The sequence below is a fragment of the Priestia sp. LL-8 genome, from assembly GCF_036227845.1.
GTDB classification, from domain to species: domain Bacteria; phylum Bacillota; class Bacilli; order Bacillales; family Bacillaceae_H; genus Priestia; species Priestia zanthoxyli.
Genome location: NZ_JAZAQH010000001.1, coordinates 2,457,054 through 2,476,618, shown reverse-complemented (window position 1 = coordinate 2,476,618; position 19,565 = coordinate 2,457,054). Strand labels below are relative to the sequence as shown.

The following is a 19,565-nucleotide window of genomic DNA, read 5'->3' as shown; positions in this document are numbered from 1 at the left end:
TCCACTAAATATACAAGGAGGAAACGATGTTTAAAACTACACGATTATTAGGAGAAACATTTTCATTTTATAGCTTAAAAGAAATCATGGCCAAAGCAAACGAAGAACGTTCTGGAGATCAGCTAGCAGGAATTAGCGCCGAGTCAATGAAAGAACGAATGGCAGCCAAACAAGTTCTAGCTGATATCACACTTGCTGATATTCGAAATTACCCGCTGCTAAGCGCAGATGAAGACAACGTCTCGGCAATAATCGAAAGTCAGATCGATTCATCGGCTTACGACATTATAAAAAACTGGACGGTAGCAGATTTGCGAGAATATATTTTATCTGATCAGCATAGCGGAGAAGACCTTCTTGCACTTAGCAAAGGATTAAGCAGCGAAATGATTGCGGCAGCTACTAAAATTATGTCCAATTTAGATTTAATTCAAGGAGCTGCCAAGATAGAAGTGCAAACTACTTGCCAAACGACTATCGGCCAAAAAGGAGTATTGGCTTCTCGGGCCCAGCCTAATCATCCTTCAGATAACTTAAAAGGAATGAGAGCATCTCTATACGAAGCGTTAAGCTATGGAATTGGAGATGCGGTTATTGGAATTAACCCCGTTATTGACACAACGGATAATATTTACGCGCTTTTAAATGAAACAAAAAATATAATCAATGAATGGTCCATCCCTACTCAAAACTGTGTATTATCACATGTAACAAGTCAGATGAGAGCAATCGAAAAAGGAGCATCTGCTGACTTGATCTTTCAAAGTTTAGCAGGTACAGAAGCTGGTAATGATTCATTTGGAATTTCACTGTCTATGCTCGATGAAGCGACAGCGCTAATTCATGAAAAAGGAACGGCAAAAGGTCCAAACCGCTGGTATTTTGAAACAGGACAAGGTTCTGAACTGTCAGCAGAAGCTCACTATAACATTGATCAAGTAACGCTCGAAGCTAGGTGCTACGGCTTAGCTCGTCACTACAAGCCTTTCTTAGTTAACACGGTTGTTGGATTTATTGGACCTGAATATTTATATAACAGCAAACAAGTTCTACGAGCTGGGCTTGAAGATCACTTTATGGGCAAAATGCATGGCTTGCCTATGGGAGTAGACGTATGTTACACCAATCACATGGATGCTGATCAAAACGATATGGATAATTTAAGTATGCTTCTAGGAACCGCTGGAGTGAACTTTGTGATAGGAGTGCCTATGGCTGATGACTGCATGCTAAACTATCAGTCTCTTAGTTATCATGATATCGCAACGGTGCGCAATGTACTTGGACGTACCCCAACGCCGTTATTTCAAAAATGGCTTGAAGATCAGCGTATTATGGAAAACGGACGGTTTACATCAAGAGCTGGAGACCCAACTGTTTTTATGAATTTGATTTAAGGAAGGTGCTTACTATGATACCAAAGTCAAATCACGATCCGCTTGAAACACTTAAACAATTTACCCCTGCCCGCATAGGTGTCGGCCGTACAGGAACAAGGCCGCTAACAAAAGACGTTTTATCTTTTCGCACCGATCATGCTGCAGCCGTAGACTCTGTATACGGCGCAGTTTCAGAAGATATTCTATCTGAGTTTAACCTTTTTCCTGTGAATACACGCGTGGAGTCAAAAGAACATTATTTAAAACGGCCGGATCAAGGGAGGTTATTAGCAGATGACGCTAAGAAAGAAATTTTTAAAAACTGCGTGCCACAGCCTGATGTACAAGTAGTGGTATCAGATGGACTGAGCGCTAAGGCAATTGAAGAAAACATGAGCGACGTGTATCCTGCTTTAATTGATTCACTGGAGTCATATGGACTTCGTATCGGGACTTCGTTTTTTGTAAAAGGAGGACGAGTTGCATGTATGGATGAAATCGGCGAGATCATAAAGCCAAAAGCACTTGTGCTATTGATTGGAGAGCGACCTGGGCTGGTCAGTGCTGAATCAATGAGTGCTTACATGTGCTATGAACCTAGCAAAGGCAAAAAAGAGTCTGATCGTATGGTTATTTCTAATATTCATAAAAGAGGAACGCCTCCTATTGAGGCAGCCGCACATATCGGTACCATGATTGACAAAATGATCAAGCAGCAAACAAGCGGCGTACATCTTATTGTCTAAACATCAAAAGGAGGAGAAGGTATGGCGTTACAAAAACAATTAAAACCTATTCATTTATGGGCTATTTCAGTCGGCATGGTTATTTCAGGACAATACTTTGGATGGAATTATGGGTTTGAACAAGGTGGGATTATCGGACTTGCCATTGCGACGTTAATTGTAACTGTGTTTTATACGACGTTTATGTTCAGCTATGCAGAGCTTTCAACATCTATCCCGCAAGCTGGTGGACCTTCAGCTTATGCAAGAAGAGCACTTGGACCTTTCGGCGGATATATCGCCGGAATTGCATGCTTGCTTGAATTTATTTTTGCTCCTCCTGCTATTGCCGTATCAACAGGAGCATACCTGCACTTTCTTATCCCAGCAGTTAACCCTGTATATGCAACGGTAGGTGCCTTTATTTTCTTTGTTTTACTAAATTTAATCGGGGTAAAAGAAGTAGCGGTGATTGAGCTTACAGCTACCATTGTTGCACTAATTGGTTTATCTATTTTTTATGTAGCTGGTTTGCCTCATGTACAAACATCAAATATTTTTAATGACCACTCATTTATTAATGGTCCAACGGGGGTATTAGCAGCTATTCCATTCGCTGTGTGGTTTTATCTAGCAATAGAAGGCGGAGCGATGGCAGCGGAAGAAGTGGAAAATCCAAAGAAAAATATCCCTAAAGGGTTTATTGGAGCGATTATCACTTTAGCAACCGCAACGTTATTTACGCTATTTGTAACAGCAGGACTTGGCGGAGGAAGCGGGAAGCTAGCCGATTATCCACTTCCACAGGCGCTGTCTTCTGTATATGGAAACGGTATTTCAACCGTTGTTGCGATTATTGGATTATTCGGGTTGATTGCTAGTTTAAATGGAATCATCATGGGATTTTCAAGACAGACCTATGCGCTTGCACGAGATGGTTACTTTCCTAAATTTCTTGCTAAAACGAATAAAAAAGGAGTTCCTGTCGGCGGTTTGTTGATTCCAGGAGCAATCGGTGTGATTTGTGCTGGATCTGCCACGTTTGCCAATGCCCTTATTATCTTATCTGTATTCGGAGCAATGATGATGTACTGCATCAGTTTAGTTTCTCTTTTTATTTTACGCAAAAAAGAACCTAACTTGTCTCGTCCCTTTAAAGTAAATTACCCGGTAGTGCCAAGCATCGCCTTAGTATTAGGGATTCTGTGCTTATACAGCATTATAAAATACAGTGTGCTTACAACAAGTTTAATGCTGTTTGGCGTTTCTCTACCTTTAATGTATGTGATTCTTGGAATTTTCCTTCTTTCAATTATTTACTATGTCTTTTATGGTTCTAGACAGCTCAAAAAAGAAGCAGCCAATTCGTATCAAGAAGCATCCATTAAATAGGAGAAAAAACGGCTCGCTGTAAAGGCAAGCCGTTTTTCTTGTGAAATTAAAGGGTTGAGCGTTTTTTTGTAGAATGATATACTAGGTCTGTTTGTTGGAAGAATATACATACATTTATATTAGATAAAGAAGGGGCAATTATGATGAACAAACGTAATACAATCATTATCACGGTTGTTTCATCTATTCTGTTATCAGCCTGTCAGCAAGAAGAGACAATAAAAGACGGAAATACAATGATAGTAGAAAAAGATGCAAAAAAAGTACTAAATGAACCAAAAACACAGGTAGAAAGCATTCAATCGATTGATTTAGATAAAGAAACAATGACCGGAAAATTTATTACAGCGTGGATGACTGATTACTTTTCAGCATTTGGAAAAGCAGTTGATCAAAACTCCTTTGATGATCTAAAAGCTTTTTTGAAAACAGACAGTTCTTTTTATAAAGAGCAGAACCTTCTTGTTGAAAATTTCACACGCCAAGGCATCAAGCAGAAGAAGCAAACGTTTCATATTGTCAATTGGTATGAAGAACCTAACCATGTGTTCAAAATACAAACCCACGAAGAAAGCTTATTAAAGCAGCCGGGTAAAGATCCTTATACTAAAATTTGTGACCGCCTTTATACAGCCGTTTATCAAAACGATACGTTAAAGTTATCTAGTGTAGAACCATTTGACTTTTCATCTAAACCAAATGCAAGCACTGAAACTCCCACTACACAAACAACAGATTTACACGACTACGATGGAAAATGGACCACTGGCAATGATAACGGATCTCCTATCATTCAATTTCTTGCTACATCCAACTCGGAAGCAACGATTAAAATAAATTCGTACCAGCCACCTAGCAAAATCCGCGTGTCAACCGTTGAACAAAAAAATATTCGCTTTGAAAATAACCAAGCAGCCATTGAATATGAAAATGATGGACAAGGAAATAAAGGAACAATTGTCATTACGCTCAAAGAAAATTCGATTTCATTACTTGCTAAAACAGATCAAAATAAAAAGGCAAAGTGGGGAATTCCAAGCGGTGATTACGTGCTCGATACGTTTGAGAATTAAAGATCATTTTTAAAACAGACTAAATTCGGCATTGAGGAGGACACCTTATGCATAAAAAATGGACGATTGCATTCGTTCTACTGCTGCTAATGGTTTTGACAGCCTGTGAAGAAAAAGAAACAGTTAAGTTATCCAAACCAACCGAACCTTCCTCAGATGAAGTGATCCCAAAAGATCAAGCTAAGTCATCTCTTCCACCTGATCTTGTATCAGAAAAAAAAGCAGAAAAAACTGCGGTTGAGACGATGAACAAAATTTCAAGTACCTATAAAGAATTAGGTGAAGAGTATGAATGGGAAAATGAATCTAACCCTGCTGATTATGAAACGCTAAAAAAAGCGCTAACGCCATATGCGACATCGTCTTTAATTGCAACAAAGTTAAAAAGTATCTCTACTAACTATTACTGCAAAGAATGTAATATGAGCTTTTTTCCTGATGTAACTCACCTTATTCGCTTTGAACTTATTAACAACCACGCTGGACAATTTTCAGTATCAGCCATCGAGCCAATTAGTAAAGAAGGAAGCGGCGGCCTGACCATTTACATGAATTTTAAATACGTTAATAAGCACTGGAAGTTAAATGAATGGGATGAAGTTACCTATCATCAAAAATACCTGAACATTACGGCCGATGAATATATCGAATACGTAAAGTCAATTAATCCTTCGAGTGATATTTCATACCAAGGTGAAACCACTCGTACAAATGAAAAAGGGGAAAAGGAAGAAATTTTGATTTTTAAAGAGAACAATAAAAAATATGCCATCAGCAAAATCAGCTCTCAGCGAATCGACGATTTTACCGAAGGTGAAAAAGAAAAAGAAGAGAAGGATGAAAAAGATTTTAATTTAAAAAACATCCAAAAGGTTGATCAAGAAACAGCAGATATTTTTATTGAACATTATTTGCAAGATTTAACAAAGTCCATTAACACGAATAAATTTGAACACGTACAGCCTTATATCCAGCGGGATAGTGTTTTATGGAATGATCAAAAGCAACTTGTGAAAATGCTGTATGAAAGAGACATTCGAGAAGAACTCGTTGATTATTCGGTATTAGACGTGGAATCTGTGAGTGAAGAAGAGGACGAAGCGGTCTATACAATCCAAACGAAAGAAGTCATTTCCATTACAACGAACGGTCAAAGTCAAGAAAAAGAGTATTACCGAACGTATACCGTTTCTTACAGCAACAAACAGCTGCACCTGACTAAAATTGAATCACTTTAAAAAACATCACGCTAAGCGTGATGTTTTTATTTGTAAAGAGGCTCCTTTGAGGACGTCAATCTAATTTACTGATTATCCAAAGTCAGTACCGCTTAAACTTCTAATAGTGTTCTTCAAACATTACTGTATAACACAAATAGAATCCTTTAGTTAACTAACGCAAGATAACTCTTCCTTATCAAGCGTTTATATGATAAAGTAGAAAAATAAGCAGAAAATAGAATAAATTTTACATATAATGGATATTCGTGTTGAAATCTTTAAAAACCGGCTTTCTAAATTACGTTTTGAGAGGTTTTTGAAAACTTTTAATGGTATTTGTTGCGAATGAATAAAAATTCGTTATATTTAATTCTGGTTCGTTTAAAAAGTATATCTTCGTTTTTTATAATTAGGAGGGGTAAAATGGAAGAATTTGAATTGTCGCCTGCGAAAAATTCGTTTCGCCAGCTAAAAGAGCAGTGGGAAGAGGCAGAGCTGTTAGATGAAGATAACAACTTGAATTTAAAGCACGTTTCAGATGAAGAATTTATTCAGCTCTTTTTTTCAATGCGTATTATTAAAAAATCACTTTCTCCTCATACGATCAGATCTTACAATCAAGACATGAAAACGATTCTGTCTTTTTTCTACGAACGAGAGATTACATTAAAATCGATTGGATTTATGGAAGTCAAATTATTTAATGAAGAAATGATGAATCAATATGCAAATCGAACTGCTGCAAGAAAGCTAGAATTTTTTAGAAGAATGCTAGAGTTTGGACACGCTACTCATTTTTATCCTTCGCTGTATACCACATGGATTGAAAAGCCATCTATTGCAAAAGGACATTACAGTGATAAAGAAAAACAAAATCGTACTGAGTACCGAGAGCTAACCGATCGCGAAGCACAGGTAATTGTAAATGCGTTAGAATCCGTCGTGCGCATTCGCCAACATGAAAAGGAATTCAAAGCGCGCAACCGCTTAATGGGAATGCTTTTGTATATGAGTGGAATGCGTTCAAGTGAACTGCTGAGTTTAAATTGGGGAAGCTTCCGCGAAGACCGCCGCGGAAATTTGGTTGTAGATGTGATTGGTAAAGGAAAAAAAGAACGCACTATTCCCGTGTTTGATGATGTGAAAGAAACGCTTTTCACTTACCGGCAAGCGTTAAATGAAAGCACCGAACTAAGTCCTTTTAATACTGAACCGCTTTTTTATTCCATTAAAGAGTACTATCGTACCGGCGAAAAGAAGCGATTATCCTATACAACGTTGTATCGAACGATTAAATCAGCTGTTTATAAAGTAAAAGGAAACGCGTCTATTTCTCCTCATTGGTTTCGTCATACCTTTATTACAAATAGTTTAGCTAATGATGTTCCGCTTGCGGTTGTGAAGCAAGTAGTAGGGCACTCTTCTATTGCTACAACGAACGTTTATCTTGAAAAACTTCAAGAGGATACGGTATACGACGCGTTTCGAAAGTCGGGTTATCGCTAATTACTTATAATATTTTTATGTAAACTAAAAACAAATAGATTTTCATTTTTACTGCTTATGCGTATGAAATAAGTTGTATAAATGAATAAGTTACTTTTCCTACAATATAATGGTAGAAAGTCGATAAAGGAGGGAGCTACCTATGACGGCTAAACATCCGCTTCACTACCATTTCGGAGAAGTAACGGAGCTTTTTCATTACATATACGAAGTTTGTGAAACAGCAGGTATTTATATTGACTGGAGCGGAACAGCCCAAACCGTTCAGCTATATCGAAGCAAAGAGTCTTTTTTATCCGGAGAACGCTACATCGGAGCGATTCAGTATGAGGGAAGCAATCAGTTTCAAAAAAGATGGCCTTCTACCGTCAGTTTGAGATTTCGACGTGCGAACTTGTCGTTTATTTTAAAATATTGTTTAGAACAAATTGAAGACTACCGCAAAGACACAAACAAAGAACCCTTCATTAATCCAAATGCAGAATCCATCGCGTTTAAATTCACCTCTTTAACAGATGAAACCAAACAAGTGATTTCAAAAATAAAAGAAGTACTATGCATCGCCAACTACGTGTAAAACCCCGCAGAATGTTAGCTGTGGGGTTTTGGGTATTTAACGCAGGTCTTCTGTGTCTTGAAGCAATTGTTCGGCGCGGTATTCAAGTTTTTGTAAAGTTTCGGTGTAAATTTTAACCTGCTGCTCGTTTAATTCGGACGTTAATTCGAAAAATACCTGTTCTACAGCAGGCGTCACTTCTGTTTTTAAACGCAGGCCGTCTTCTGTTATTTGAATAAAAAACGAGCGGCGATCTTCTGGATTCCTAACACGCTGAATCCAATTTTGTTTTTCTAGTAAATCTAAAATTTTAGTCAGCGTCGCTTGATCTTTATCTGCTCGCTCAGCTAATTGCTTCTGTGTACTATATTCAGCTTCTGATACGCGTTTTAAAACGGTCCACTGTTCTGGCGTAATTCCAAAAGGGCGCAAGCGTGCGGCAACCACTCTACTTAAGCGCTTACTTGTACGAACCGTGGGAATGCCGAATATTTCTTCTAACGATTCCATATAAAACCTCCTGCATACATACATGCTGTGATTATATCAGCTGTTTTTATTTCTGTAAATTTGTTTATAAAAGTGACGCTTTATAAAAAGAAATTTACAGAATAAATCGCAAATACACTAGACTTATTGGGTGTATCCTTGTAATCTAGTGTAAGAATAGTTAAACTTTTTCAAAAACAGTAGGAGGTACACACATCCATGATTAAAGCGGTATTTTTCGACCTAGATGACACGCTACTTTGGGATCAAAAAAGCGTAAAAGAAGCATTCGTTGCAACATGTACATATGCAAGTGAGAAATATAATCTAAAACCTGAAGAACTAGAAGAAGCGGTGCGTAAGGAAGCAAGGGAATTATATGCTTCGTATGAAACCTATGAATTTACGCAAATGATCGGCATTAATCCATTTGAAGGATTATGGGGGAATTTTTTAGACGATCATGATGAATTCCGCAAAATGAAAGATATTGTTCCTACTTATCGCAAAGAAGCTTGGACTCGAGGTCTTCGTGCTTTAGGAATTCACGATGATTCTTTTGGAGCAGAGCTAGCCGAGCGTTTTCCATTAGAGCGCCGCAAAACACCGTTTGTATACGAAGAAACGTTTGAAGTGCTTGATCAATTAAAAGGAAAGTACAAGCTGCTGCTGTTAACAAACGGTTCACCTGACTTACAAAATACCAAATTAGATATTACATCAGAACTAGTTCCATATTTTGATGAGATTGTGATTTCAGGTGCATTTGGCCGCGGTAAGCCTGATCCATCTATTTTCGACCATGCTTTATCACTTATGGATTTAAAGAAAGATGAGGCGATTATGGTTGGAGATAATTTAATGACAGATATACTGGGTTCTTCTCGCGTTGGAATGAAATCTGTATGGATTAATCGTCACGATAAAGAGCGAAATGAAGTCATTCCTACTTATGAAATTACCCATTTAAGTGAACTGCATTCAATTTTAGATGAACTAAATTCATAATACAAACAAAAAAGAGGCGGAAATCGTCTCTTTTTTGTTGTAAAAATAAGCACAGCAGTCTTTGTAGGTCCTATATCCATTCCAAATCTCACTGATTTTATTCACATTCTACCAATCTTATCCTTGATTACCATATAAACACCATGTAGGTTTCTCATAGAAAGAGCAAACGATACTACAACTCCTGAATAAAAAGAAGGAATATACAAGGGAAGCGGAGCAAACGATAGACATAAAACGCGTTAGTGTAGTCAAGTTCAAAAAGAACGTGTATTATTGTAACTGCTGGTAACAAAAGATAGACATAAAATATAAATAACAAAGTTATGAGAAAGGAAAAGGTGCGTACATCACGTTAAAGACATATGAATGATAAACATACAAAAACAACTACTGAATTTAGTAATAAAAAAATAAACATGCATTTGAATAGAAAGCTATCCGCGGCTATTATAGCTGCGTTTCTTTTTGCTTTGCTTTTTTGTTTTATACCCGGGATAAAAGAGTCAATTCCCAATTTTACTATAAATAAAAACGGTTCGCATTTCATCGAATTATTTCCTTTATACCTTTTATTCTTTACGCCCTTCTTTTTAATAATGGGGACGTTGGGCACGGTTATCGTTGATTTATTAGTCAGTGCTTTTGTAAAAGACCGTAGTAAAAAAATTGATTTTGTCCTATCCTTCATATTCCATGCCATTTTTGGATTACTAATGTTTGAATTTGGAATGATAGGAATTGTTCTTATTTTTGTTGTTGATCGTATACTTTCAATCCGTAAAGAAAACTATTCTTATTTATATCCACTGGGTTGCTTAGTACTGTCGGCCATTATTGGAACTCTCGTCTACTTCATTTTTACTATCGTTTAATAAAAAATAATAAAAAAGAGACCCAGTTGTTAGACTATATCTAACTTTTCAGGGTCTCTTTTTTGTTTTTTCTTGAAAGTTTGATTTACTTACTATGCGAACGTTTGGTAAATCAAAAAGATATTTAAACAAATGACTAATGCAGCTATCACCCAAGCTACAGACGTTGTAGCTTTATGATTAACCAATCCGCCCATGATTTTTTTATTACTTGTGAACATGATAAGAGGTACAAGCGCAAATGCAATTCCGAACGATAAAATAACTTGACTGACAACTAGTGCACTTGTTGGATTAACGCCAAGCCCAATAATCAAAAGCGGCGGAATAATTGTAATAAACCGGCGAAGATATAAAGGAATTCTCCGTTTAATAAACCCTTGCATGATGACATCTCCAGACATCGTTCCGACCGAAGAGCTTGAAAGTCCTGAAGATAATAATCCAACACCGAACGCAATAGCTGCAAAGGGACCAATTAAATGTTCAAATTGTGTAAAAGCCACGTCCAAATCTTGCACGTTTAGTCCGTTTTTAAAGAATAGAGCGGCTGCGACAATCAGCATGCTTGCATTAATTGCACCAGCAATAATCATGGCAATAACAATATCAATAAATTCAAAGCGGAAGATCGCTTTTTTCTCCGCTTCAGTAGTTCCTACCACGCGTCGCTGTGTAAGAGCTGAGTGCAAATAAATTGCGTGCGGCATAACTGTAGCACCTAAAATTCCCGAAGCCAATAGAACGCTGTCTGTTCCGTGAAACTGAGGGACGAATAAGCCATGGACAACACTTGCACCGTCTGGGTGTGCAAGAAACATTTGGGTCCCGAAAGCTAATACCACAATAAAAACCATCGCCGCAATAGCTGCTTCTAGCAGTCGAACACCTCGTCTTTGCAATTCTAAAATAGCAAAAGAACCTACCGCTGCGATAAGTGCAGCTGGGAACAAAGGAATATGAAATAATAAATAAATGCCAAGAGCAGCCCCAATAAATTCTGCTAAATCCGTCGCCATAATGACCAATTCCCCTTGTATCCAAAGCCCAAAAGAAACGAAGGATGGGAAGTGTTCTTGTGCTATCTCAGGTAAATTCAGGCCCGTTGCAATACCCAATTTAGCTGACAACGATTGAATTAAGACAGCCATTAAGTTAGAAATTAATACAACCCAAAGCAGCATGTATCCGTATTGAGATCCTGCTGCAATGTTAGTAGCAAAATTCCCTGGGTCAATATAGGCAACCGCTGCGATAAAAGCAGGCCCTAAGAAAGGCAATAATCGCTTAATTCCTTTTGTTTTACCCGACAATACGTCTTGAGCACTTAGCTGCATAGCTGATAATGCTTTACTGCCGTTTTGATCTTTCATGTCTAGTGCTCCTTTCTTTGATGAACAACAAATAGCCCAAGCTAATTTTTTTATATGAAGTATAAAATGTTTCCTTAATGCAAATTATATGCTAGCAAAGGTTCTTTTGACAATAAAAAAGTTTATTAAAAAATATAGACGATTTCCAAGTGATTTTTATCCTGTTTGGCACAACTCTTTAAATGCACAGCCGTGACAGGAGGCAGGCGTATCTGCTTTAGGAAAATGCTCAAGCGGAAGAGGCTGATTTACCTCTGAGTCTTCCAAAAAAGTTTTCATATAATCAATGCTTGTATCAACTTGCCAAAGAATGGCTTCAATTTCGTGAAGGGTAAGCTGATACGTACGCGAACTGCCCGAAAGCAAGTATTCGTTTCGGACTTTTATCTCATCAACGGAAATATTGTATTCGGCTAGCACGTAGAGGGCGTATATCGCCAGTTGAAACAAATCATCTTTTGTTTGTTTACTCGTTTTCCAATCAACAATCGTAAATTCTTCTGTATTTGTATGCTTAAAAAGAGAATGGAAGGGAGCATATACTTTATGATCATACACATTTATAGAACGAAATGACTGATGAGACTCTACTTCTAAAGGTGAAGATACCATGTCGCAAAACGATTTACTTTGCAAAAAGTGATGTATACAAATTTGTACCCGTGTGTGCATGTCTTTAAGATCTTTTTTAGAAATATAGCCATTTTCGTAGAATTCTAAAAGCATTTTATACTGAGCGGGCTTATGATACCAAAGCTCTCCGTAGTCAGTAGAGTCACGCAGTGCGTTATTTAGTAGCTGCTGCACTTTCTCGACTAAGTTCTGTTCACTCGGGACAAGCTGTGTAGATGTATAGTCATAAATGGCCTCTGTAATCACTTGACGGACGGCTTGTCCTGCGTACATAGATAAAGTAGAAACCTTTTTTAAACGATAAGCGCTTTGAGACTGTGCAGAAGCGCTGTCGAGCCATCCGTTGTGTGAGACATAATAATGATATGCATACTTTCGTTTGCACTGTGTGATCATTTTATGCCTAGAGTACGACCATGAAAATTCAGGGAAATCAGTGATTTGAAACAAGCTATTCACATCCTTTTTCAAAAACTGCGCATAGGTTGGTCTATTAGTGTATTCGAATAAGGGATAAAATAGACTAAAAATGGAGAGATTGAATAGCTACGCATGCATATTATTTTGTGGATTCTTGCGAAATATGTATAAATAGAAAAAACTATTTAAAAATTGATTGCTTTTTTCTATGGCGGATGTTATATTAATAAAGCGATGAGCTAATTTGTGTAAGTCGAAGGACATGCTTTCGAGCTAAACGTGTGAATGTGGTCACACGGTCCCCGCCACAAACGCATCAAAGACGTCCTGCGTGGACGTCTTTTTCATTTTATAAAAAAGAGAGCATATTGCTCTCTTTTTTTGTGATAACTTTTTGATCCCTTCTATAATTTCTGCCCCTTTTATTTACTGCAACCAAACTTACTGTATTTGCACATTTGCCGCATATTGCATGGTTCCTCTTGTAGAGTTAATCACGATATCTACAACGTAAAAACCTTGATTTTTAGGAATCTTAAATTCATTATTTTTGACAAACAGCTTGGTTTTTTCGCCGTTATTTTTCCATATATGCACGTTCACGCCGCGAATATAAGCGCCGTCTAGGTTGGAAAAATGGAGCTTAACTGATTGCTGCTGCTTCAATGGTATGCTTTTTTGCTGCGATATGTATGTATATAAATCATATACATTTATTTCTTTTTTTGTTGTTGAACGGCCGTTTGACCAGTTAATAGAACCTTTGTGAAGGTGATAGGTATGTTCGTTGACCGCAAGCGCAGCTTCAGGTTTGTTTTGATCGTATTCTTCCTCTAGAAAGAAAGCACTGTTCTTAAGTAAAAGTAAGAAGAACACCATAACAGCCCCTAGACCGCTTAAGACATATACACCACATTTTGCGGGTTGTACTTTCATAATGATTTCCTTTCACAGACCAATAATTAAGGAGGATAGGTACATAAAATTTCCACTTTTTCTATTCTAAACGATTATAAATAAAATTACATTTATCGCTTTCTTTCTTCACAAAAAACAGGATAATAGTCATGTGTTTTCTATAAAAGGTCTCCTTAGATCCAATTCAAACCCATATAAAAGGAAGATAAATGGAAATTAAAAGAGGGAATCTAAAAAATTTACAGAAGTTGATAAGTGATTTAAAATTATACAGAGGAAAAAAGGATTTCAAAAAAAGGGAGATTAGTAGGTTTTTCGTTCTACTGCAGCTACTTAAAAAGCCGTATTTTTCGTAAGAAACTGTAAAGCTATATTTTATAAAGGTGAACCAATACATATACAAACAAAAGGGACACACAAAAAGGGGGATCAGCATGCAAATTAGAGAACTAGAATTACATGATGCTGCAAACTTTGTAGATTTGCTTAAACAGATTGAAGAAGAAAGTAAGTTTATGCTGTTCGAAAGCGGAGAGCGAAAGTTGAGTACAGATCAGCAGGAGAAAAACATCGAAATCTTTAAGCAGCAGCCAAACTCTACGATTATTGTAGCAGAAGAAAACGAGATGCTTGTGGGATATATAGCTGCAACAGGGGGCGAAGCTAACCGAAACGCTCACATCGCTTCTTTGACATTAGGTATTCGAAAGACGTTTCAAAATCAAGGGATTGGGACAGCTTTAATCGGTGCACTTGAAGAATGGGCGAGAGAACACCATATTCATCGTCTTGAACTTACAGTCGCTATACAGCATGAAAAGGCTCTTTCTTTATATGATAAAGTAGGATTTGAAATCGAAGGAACAAAGAAACATTCACTGCGAATTGGCGGTTTGTTTATTGATGAGTACTATATGTCTAAATTGCTCAACTAAAAAAAGAAACGACGTTTAAAGACGCCGTTTCTTTTTTTAACTTCCTCTATAAATTTGGTACCCCCACGGTGACACAAGTAAAGGGATATGATAGTGTTCTTGTTCAGAAGACAATCCGACTCGAACAGAAACTTGATTTAAAAAGGGCGGATTTGTTGTTTGGACCTCTTGTTTTTTATAATATTCCCCAATGTGAAACAAAAGTTCATAATCTCCTGACTCAAACGCTTCAGAAGAGAAGAGCGGAGTTATTAACCTCCCGTCTTCATTTGTAGTACCATGAGAAAGCTTTATTCGTTTACTTTCCGACTGGATGTGATAGAAATCAACTTTGACAAAAGCAGCCGGACATCCGTGGGTGAGGTCTAAAATATGCGTTGTAATTTTAGTCATGCTCGTTTCTTTGTCTCCTTATCTTCAGTAATTTTATCAGTTAAGCGAAAGAAAGCAATTTTATATACTTCTTCTAACGCTGTATCGAACTCTATTTGCTCGGTATTTAGTAAACGACTTTTCATTGCCTCGTAGATATCTTCTTTTTGTTTACCTCGTACTGCCAAAATAAAAGGAAAAGGAAACTTCTCCATATACCTTCCATTAAGAAAAGAAAACTGTTCATACTCATCTTGTGTTAAGTTTTGTAAGCCTGCTTTGGTTTGTTCTTCAGTAGAAGCAGATGTCATAGCAATATTTTCACCTAGATTTGGATGAGCTTGCAGCAGCTTTAGCTGTTTTTCTACAGATGCTTGCGCTACAATTTCTTTCATCATGCCATGAAGTTGTTCAACGGAAGAGAAAGGGCCTTTAAAATAAGCCTCTTCTGCAACCCAAGGTGAATGTTCAAATATATCACCAACTAGTGAAACAAAATGCTTCTTGCTAAGCTGATTTACATACTGCACGGATACGTTATTCATACTACACCTCTTTATTTTATTTCTGAATAATCTGTCTTCTCTAAAGAGACAGAAGGTACTTTTCGTTCAATTGATGCGTTAAAAAAGAGATTTAATAAAATGGCAGCCAAGCTTCCCGTAATAACTCCATCACTTACAATTACGCGCAAAGCACTTGGGAGCTGAGCGAATAAATCAGGTACCACCGTTACACCAAGGCCAAGTGAAAGAGAGCACGCAATAATCAGCAAATTTTCTTGTTTGGCCAAATCGACAGCACTTAGCATTTTGATGCCTGATGAAATAACTAAACCGAACAACACGACCATTGCTCCTCCTAAAACAGGGGTGGGAATAATGGTTGTAAAAGCAGCTATTTTCGGAACAAGCCCCAGTAATACGAGAATGAAGCCGGCTACTACCACTACATTTTTTGTTTTTACTTTCGATAATTGAACCAGTCCTACATTCTGAGCGAATGTATTGTAAGGGAAAGCATTAAATAGTCCTCCAAGGACAATGGCGATTCCTTCTGCACGGTAGCCTTTTGCAAAATCTTTTTCCGTTAATTCCCGATCACACAGCTTTCCTAACGCTAAAAATACGCCTGTAGACTCAATGATAATGACCAAGCATACGAGAATCATTGTTAAAATAGGGCCGATTTCAAAAGTAGGCATCCCGAAATAAAAAGGAGTGGGAATGTGCAGCCAAGAAGCTTCATTAAAATTAGTAAAATCAACTTTTCCCATTAATACAGCGGCTATTGTTCCAACTACAATTCCAATCAACACAGAAAGAGAACGAAGAAAACCGCTGAAAAATCGATTTAAAGTCAAAATAAGCGCTAGAACACCAAAAGAAAGAAGAAGATTAGAAAGAGAACCAAAATCTTTGCTTCCCACTCCTCCTGCCATATTTCGGACAGCGGATGGTACAAGCGATAAACCAATCATCGTCACAACCGTTCCGGTGACAACGGGAGGGAAAAATTTAATAATTTTCCCTAAAAAACTTGCTGCCAGTACGATGAAAATACCACCGGCAATAATCGCTCCGTAAACGGCACTAATTCCATATTGAGTTCCAATTGCAATCATAGGAGTCACCGCTACAAATGAGCTTCCAAGTACAACAGGAAGGCCAATCCCAAACCACCTGTTCGTCCAAGCCTGCAGCAGCGTAGCTAGTCCGCAGGTCAGTAAATCAATGGCTACGAGATAGGCTAAGTCATGTGCATTTAAATTTAATGCGCGTCCTACCATCAGCGGAACGAGAATGGCACCTGCATACATAGCGAGTACGTGCTGTAATCCTAATGAAGCTAGTCGAAACGGTCGATTTTGGTTATTCACCTAAAAACCTCCTTTAATTATATCACATGTAATGTTAATAAATATTACATTTAGAATGATACATTAATAGTAAAATGTTTTTTAAGGGATGTCATTAGTCAAGTTGACCAAAAACAGAGGTTTCAATATCTACTTTTTTACAATATATAGAGAAGTAGGTAAGCTATCGTGTAAAAAGATGTTACATTTATTTTTTAGTACCAGATATTAATATCAAGTGATATAATTTTGTATATATTTTCAAATAATAGAGGGAAGAGGAAATGTTTATGTATAATCTTGCGGCTCACGCATGTAAATTTTTATTAAAAAGAAGAGGTAAGCTTTACATAAGGAATAAAGAGTCTTTACCAACAGACACAGGTTTTGTGATCGCTTGTTCGCATAAGGGATGGGTAGACGTTGTAGCGCTTGGTGCGGCTATTTTGCCTCACCAAATTCATTTTATGGCAAAAAAGGAGCTTTTTAATCATATACTCACTAGTAATGTATTAAAAAAACTTAACGCATTCCCAGTAGATCGTAACAACCCGGGACCCAGCAGCATTAAAACACCTATTAAATTAGCAAAAGAAGGACATATCGTCGGGGTTTTCCCTAGCGGGACGCGAACAGAGGAAGACGTTCCCTTAAAAAGAGGAGCAGTCACTATAGCAAGTATGGCAAAGGTTCCTATTGTACCCGCAGTTTACAAAGGACCCGCAAATGTAAAAGAGATATTTTCAAAAGATCCCATTGTCATTTCCTTTGGGAAGCCCATCTATCTTGCTGAAGGGAAACTTACAAAAAATCGCCTTGCTGACGTGTCAAATCACTTAACAGCTTCGATTCGTGCGTTAGAGGAAACAGAAAAATAACTTCATAGCGGAGGTGCATCATGAAGGATTGGGTACAGAGAAAGCTAAACGATGTGATTAGTGATAATGTGCAGGCGAAAATGAAAGAAAAGATGGCTGAAAGCGGTGTAACCGTTCCTATATCCGCTTCTATGCTCATGCGAATTTTTCAAAAACAAATGACAAAGCAAGATCAAATTCAGCAATTTTCTATTTCATTTCAAGACTCCTATATTCACGTGAATGGAATTATTAAAAAATTTCTGGTGAGAATTCCGTTTTCCATTGTGCTAGAACCTCTTGAAGCAAAAGAACGTACGCTTTTATTCAAAATTCATGAAATGAAACCTCTTAATCAAAATTGGATCAACTATCGAATTTTTCATAAGCCGCCTGTTACTACGTATGAAGAAAAACAAATTCATATCAATCTCAATGAAATTGATAAAATAAAGGTCATTCCAGTAGGGAAAATCAAACAATTTTCAATACAAGATGAAAAGCTTCGAGTGAAAATTGGTTTATAAATGGTTGTAAATAAAATGTAGAAATAGTTTTTTTAGAAAGAAAACCTTTTCAGTTCAGCACTTAATTCGATTAGGTGCTATTTCTTTATAATTTTTATAAAATTTTTAGAATTTTTCGTCTCTAACTATTGTGACACGCTTCCCTAAAGTTGTACAATGTAACTTATATAGAGGTTTAAGCGAAAAACCCGTAAATATAAAGAGCAAGGAGAAACAACTATGACAACTTATTCAATCGATGTAACACTAAGTCAAACAAAAAAAGAAAAGCCGCAATCTGATCAATTGCAATTCGGGAAAGTCTTTACGGACCATATGTTCATTATGGATTATACAGAAGGCCAAGGATGGCACGATGCTCGTATTGTACCTTATCAACCTATCACATTAGATCCGGCATCCATGATCTTTCATTACGGGCAGTCTGTTTTTGAAGGACTAAAAGCATATGTAACAAAAAAAGAGCAAGTATTACTATTTAGACCAGATGAGAACTTCAAACGTTTAAATAAATCAAACGATCGTCTTTGTATTCCTCATGTTGATGAAGACTTAGCGCTAGAAGCGTTAAAGCAGCTGATTAAAATTGACCGCGAATGGATTCCTACTGCTGAAGGTACATCACTATACATTCGCCCGTTTGTCATCGCAACAGAGCCTTACTTAGGAGTAGCGCCATCTGGCCGCTATCAATTTATCATTATTCTTTCTCCAGTTGGTTCATATTACAAAGAAGGGATTGCTCCTGTAAAAATTGCGGTTGAAAGCGAATTTGTTCGTGCTGTAGCCGGAGGGACAGGGACAGCTAAAACAGGCGGAAACTATGCTTCAAGCTTAAAAGCTCAGCAGCTTTCTGACTCAAAAGGCTATTCACAAGTACTGTGGTTAGACGGCGTTGAACGCAAGTACATTGAAGAAGTAGGAAGCATGAATATTTTCTTCAAAATCGATGGAGAAGTAGTAACGCCATCTGTGAACGGAAGCATTTTGGAAGGAATTACGCGTAAATCCATCATTGAACTGCTAAAACACTGGAATATGCCTGTAACTGAGCGCCGTATTTCTATGGAAGAAATTAAGCAAGCTTATTCAGAAGGCAAACTAGAAGAGGCATTTGGAACAGGTACAGCTGCAGTTATTTCTCCAATTGGCGAACTATTTTGGAATAACGAGAAAATGGTCATCAACGGTGGAAACACGGGAGAAGTATCACAAAAACTGTATGACACTCTAACAGGTATTCAAAATGGTACAGTGGAAGATCCATTCGGCTGGGCAGTGGAAGTGGAATAAATTTCGATAATCGAACATCTTTTTACGTAAAAGAAGCGGGAGCTGTCCCGCTTCTTTTTTTTTGTTTGTTGCCGAATAGTCCAAAAGAAACAAATTATATTTTGAATATTTAGAACTATTTATATACTTTTATTGTAAAATAAAATATAATTATCC

Annotated in this window: 19 protein-coding genes; 12 read left to right on the top strand and 7 right to left on the bottom strand. The window is 37.4% G+C overall.

Annotation, left to right across the window (positions count from 1 at the left end; all coding sequences use genetic code 11):
• Positions 1–26: 26 nt before the first annotated feature.
• The 7 genes from U9R83_RS12540 to U9R83_RS12510 all read left to right on the top strand — a co-directional run bounded on the left by U9R83_RS12540 (position 27) and on the right by U9R83_RS12510 (position 7,872).
• Positions 27–1,397: an ethanolamine ammonia-lyase subunit EutB gene (locus U9R83_RS12540; RefSeq protein ID WP_014459901.1), complete on the top strand. Its 1,371-nt coding sequence runs from the start codon at positions 27–29 to the stop codon at positions 1,395–1,397.
• Between the two features lie 14 nt (positions 1,398–1,411).
• Entirely contained in the window at positions 1,412–2,125 is a 714-nt protein-coding gene (eutC, locus tag U9R83_RS12535) for an ethanolamine ammonia-lyase subunit EutC (RefSeq protein WP_014459902.1), read from the top strand.
• Between the two features lie 21 nt (positions 2,126–2,146).
• A complete protein-coding gene (gene eat, locus U9R83_RS12530) occupies positions 2,147–3,496 on the top strand; it encodes an ethanolamine permease (RefSeq protein ID WP_115654053.1) in 1,350 nt (449 codons plus the stop codon).
• Between the two features lie 140 nt (positions 3,497–3,636).
• The gene (locus tag U9R83_RS12525) at positions 3,637–4,569 is read left to right on the top strand and encodes a TcaA NTF2-like domain-containing protein (RefSeq protein ID WP_226555500.1); all 933 of its coding nucleotides are present in this window, start codon (positions 3,637–3,639) and stop codon (positions 4,567–4,569) included.
• A 47-nt stretch (positions 4,570–4,616) separates the two neighbouring features.
• Complete coding sequence (locus tag U9R83_RS12520; RefSeq protein ID WP_014459906.1) at positions 4,617–5,807, top strand: TcaA NTF2-like domain-containing protein; 1,191 nt, start codon at positions 4,617–4,619, stop codon at positions 5,805–5,807.
• 405 nt (positions 5,808–6,212) lie between these two features.
• Complete coding sequence (locus U9R83_RS12515; protein ID WP_014459907.1) at positions 6,213–7,295, top strand: tyrosine-type recombinase/integrase; 1,083 nt, start codon at positions 6,213–6,215, stop codon at positions 7,293–7,295.
• A gap of 142 nt (positions 7,296–7,437) precedes the next feature.
• A complete protein-coding gene (locus U9R83_RS12510; RefSeq protein WP_013083346.1) occupies positions 7,438–7,872 on the top strand; it encodes a hypothetical protein in 435 nt (144 codons plus the stop codon).
• 36 nt (positions 7,873–7,908) lie between these two features.
• Here the strand turns inward: U9R83_RS12510 and U9R83_RS12505 are convergent, their stop codons facing one another.
• Positions 7,909–8,361: a MarR family winged helix-turn-helix transcriptional regulator gene (locus U9R83_RS12505; protein WP_014459908.1), complete on the bottom strand. Its 453-nt coding sequence runs from the start codon at positions 8,359–8,361 to the stop codon at positions 7,909–7,911.
• A 198-nt stretch (positions 8,362–8,559) separates the two neighbouring features.
• Between U9R83_RS12505 and U9R83_RS12500 the strand changes: the two genes are divergently transcribed.
• Complete coding sequence (locus U9R83_RS12500; RefSeq protein WP_140450929.1) at positions 8,560–9,348, top strand: HAD family hydrolase; 789 nt, start codon at positions 8,560–8,562, stop codon at positions 9,346–9,348.
• A 967-nt stretch (positions 9,349–10,315) separates the two neighbouring features.
• Here U9R83_RS12500 and U9R83_RS12495 read toward each other — a convergent pair.
• The 3 genes from U9R83_RS12495 to U9R83_RS12485 all read right to left on the bottom strand — a co-directional run bounded on the left by U9R83_RS12495 (position 10,316) and on the right by U9R83_RS12485 (position 13,585).
• Positions 10,316–11,596 carry an Nramp family divalent metal transporter gene (locus U9R83_RS12495; RefSeq protein WP_014459912.1) on the bottom strand — a complete coding sequence of 427 codons (1,281 nt, stop codon included), beginning with the start codon at positions 11,594–11,596 and terminating at the stop codon, positions 10,316–10,318.
• Between the two features lie 156 nt (positions 11,597–11,752).
• Positions 11,753–12,688: a PD-(D/E)XK nuclease family protein gene (locus U9R83_RS12490; protein ID WP_243550339.1), complete on the bottom strand. Its 936-nt coding sequence runs from the start codon at positions 12,686–12,688 to the stop codon at positions 11,753–11,755.
• A gap of 402 nt (positions 12,689–13,090) precedes the next feature.
• Positions 13,091–13,585, bottom strand: coding sequence for a hypothetical protein (locus U9R83_RS12485; RefSeq protein ID WP_014459914.1), 495 nt, complete (start codon positions 13,583–13,585; stop codon positions 13,091–13,093).
• Between the two features lie 416 nt (positions 13,586–14,001).
• On the opposite strand from U9R83_RS12485, the gene U9R83_RS12480 reads away from it, so the two are divergent.
• Complete coding sequence (locus U9R83_RS12480) at positions 14,002–14,502, top strand: GNAT family N-acetyltransferase (RefSeq protein WP_013083340.1); 501 nt, start codon at positions 14,002–14,004, stop codon at positions 14,500–14,502.
• A gap of 36 nt (positions 14,503–14,538) precedes the next feature.
• Here the strand turns inward: U9R83_RS12480 and uraH are convergent, their stop codons facing one another.
• The 3 genes from uraH to U9R83_RS12465 are packed head-to-tail and all read right to left on the bottom strand — an operon-like array spanning position 14,539 to position 16,753.
• A complete protein-coding gene (gene uraH / locus U9R83_RS12475; RefSeq protein ID WP_140450926.1) occupies positions 14,539–14,895 on the bottom strand; it encodes a hydroxyisourate hydrolase in 357 nt (118 codons plus the stop codon).
• Positions 14,892–15,419 carry a 2-oxo-4-hydroxy-4-carboxy-5-ureidoimidazoline decarboxylase gene (gene uraD, locus U9R83_RS12470; RefSeq protein WP_140450925.1) on the bottom strand — a complete coding sequence of 176 codons (528 nt, stop codon included), beginning with the start codon at positions 15,417–15,419 and terminating at the stop codon, positions 14,892–14,894. Before uraD ends, uraH begins: the two co-directional genes overlap by 4 nt.
• 11 nt (positions 15,420–15,430) lie before the next feature.
• Entirely contained in the window at positions 15,431–16,753 is a 1,323-nt protein-coding gene (locus tag U9R83_RS12465) for a nucleobase:cation symporter-2 family protein (protein WP_140450924.1), read from the bottom strand.
• Positions 16,754–17,022: 269 nt separating this feature from the next.
• Between U9R83_RS12465 and U9R83_RS12460 the strand changes: the two genes are divergently transcribed.
• From U9R83_RS12460 to U9R83_RS12450, 3 genes are all read left to right on the top strand, one after another.
• Positions 17,023–17,610 carry a lysophospholipid acyltransferase family protein gene (locus U9R83_RS12460; protein ID WP_114895545.1) on the top strand — a complete coding sequence of 196 codons (588 nt, stop codon included), beginning with the start codon at positions 17,023–17,025 and terminating at the stop codon, positions 17,608–17,610.
• A gap of 20 nt (positions 17,611–17,630) precedes the next feature.
• A complete protein-coding gene (locus U9R83_RS12455; protein WP_140450923.1) occupies positions 17,631–18,116 on the top strand; it encodes a hypothetical protein in 486 nt (161 codons plus the stop codon).
• 219 nt (positions 18,117–18,335) lie between these two features.
• A complete protein-coding gene (locus tag U9R83_RS12450) occupies positions 18,336–19,409 on the top strand; it encodes a branched-chain amino acid aminotransferase (protein ID WP_014459921.1) in 1,074 nt (357 codons plus the stop codon).
• Positions 19,410–19,565 lie beyond the last annotated feature (156 nt).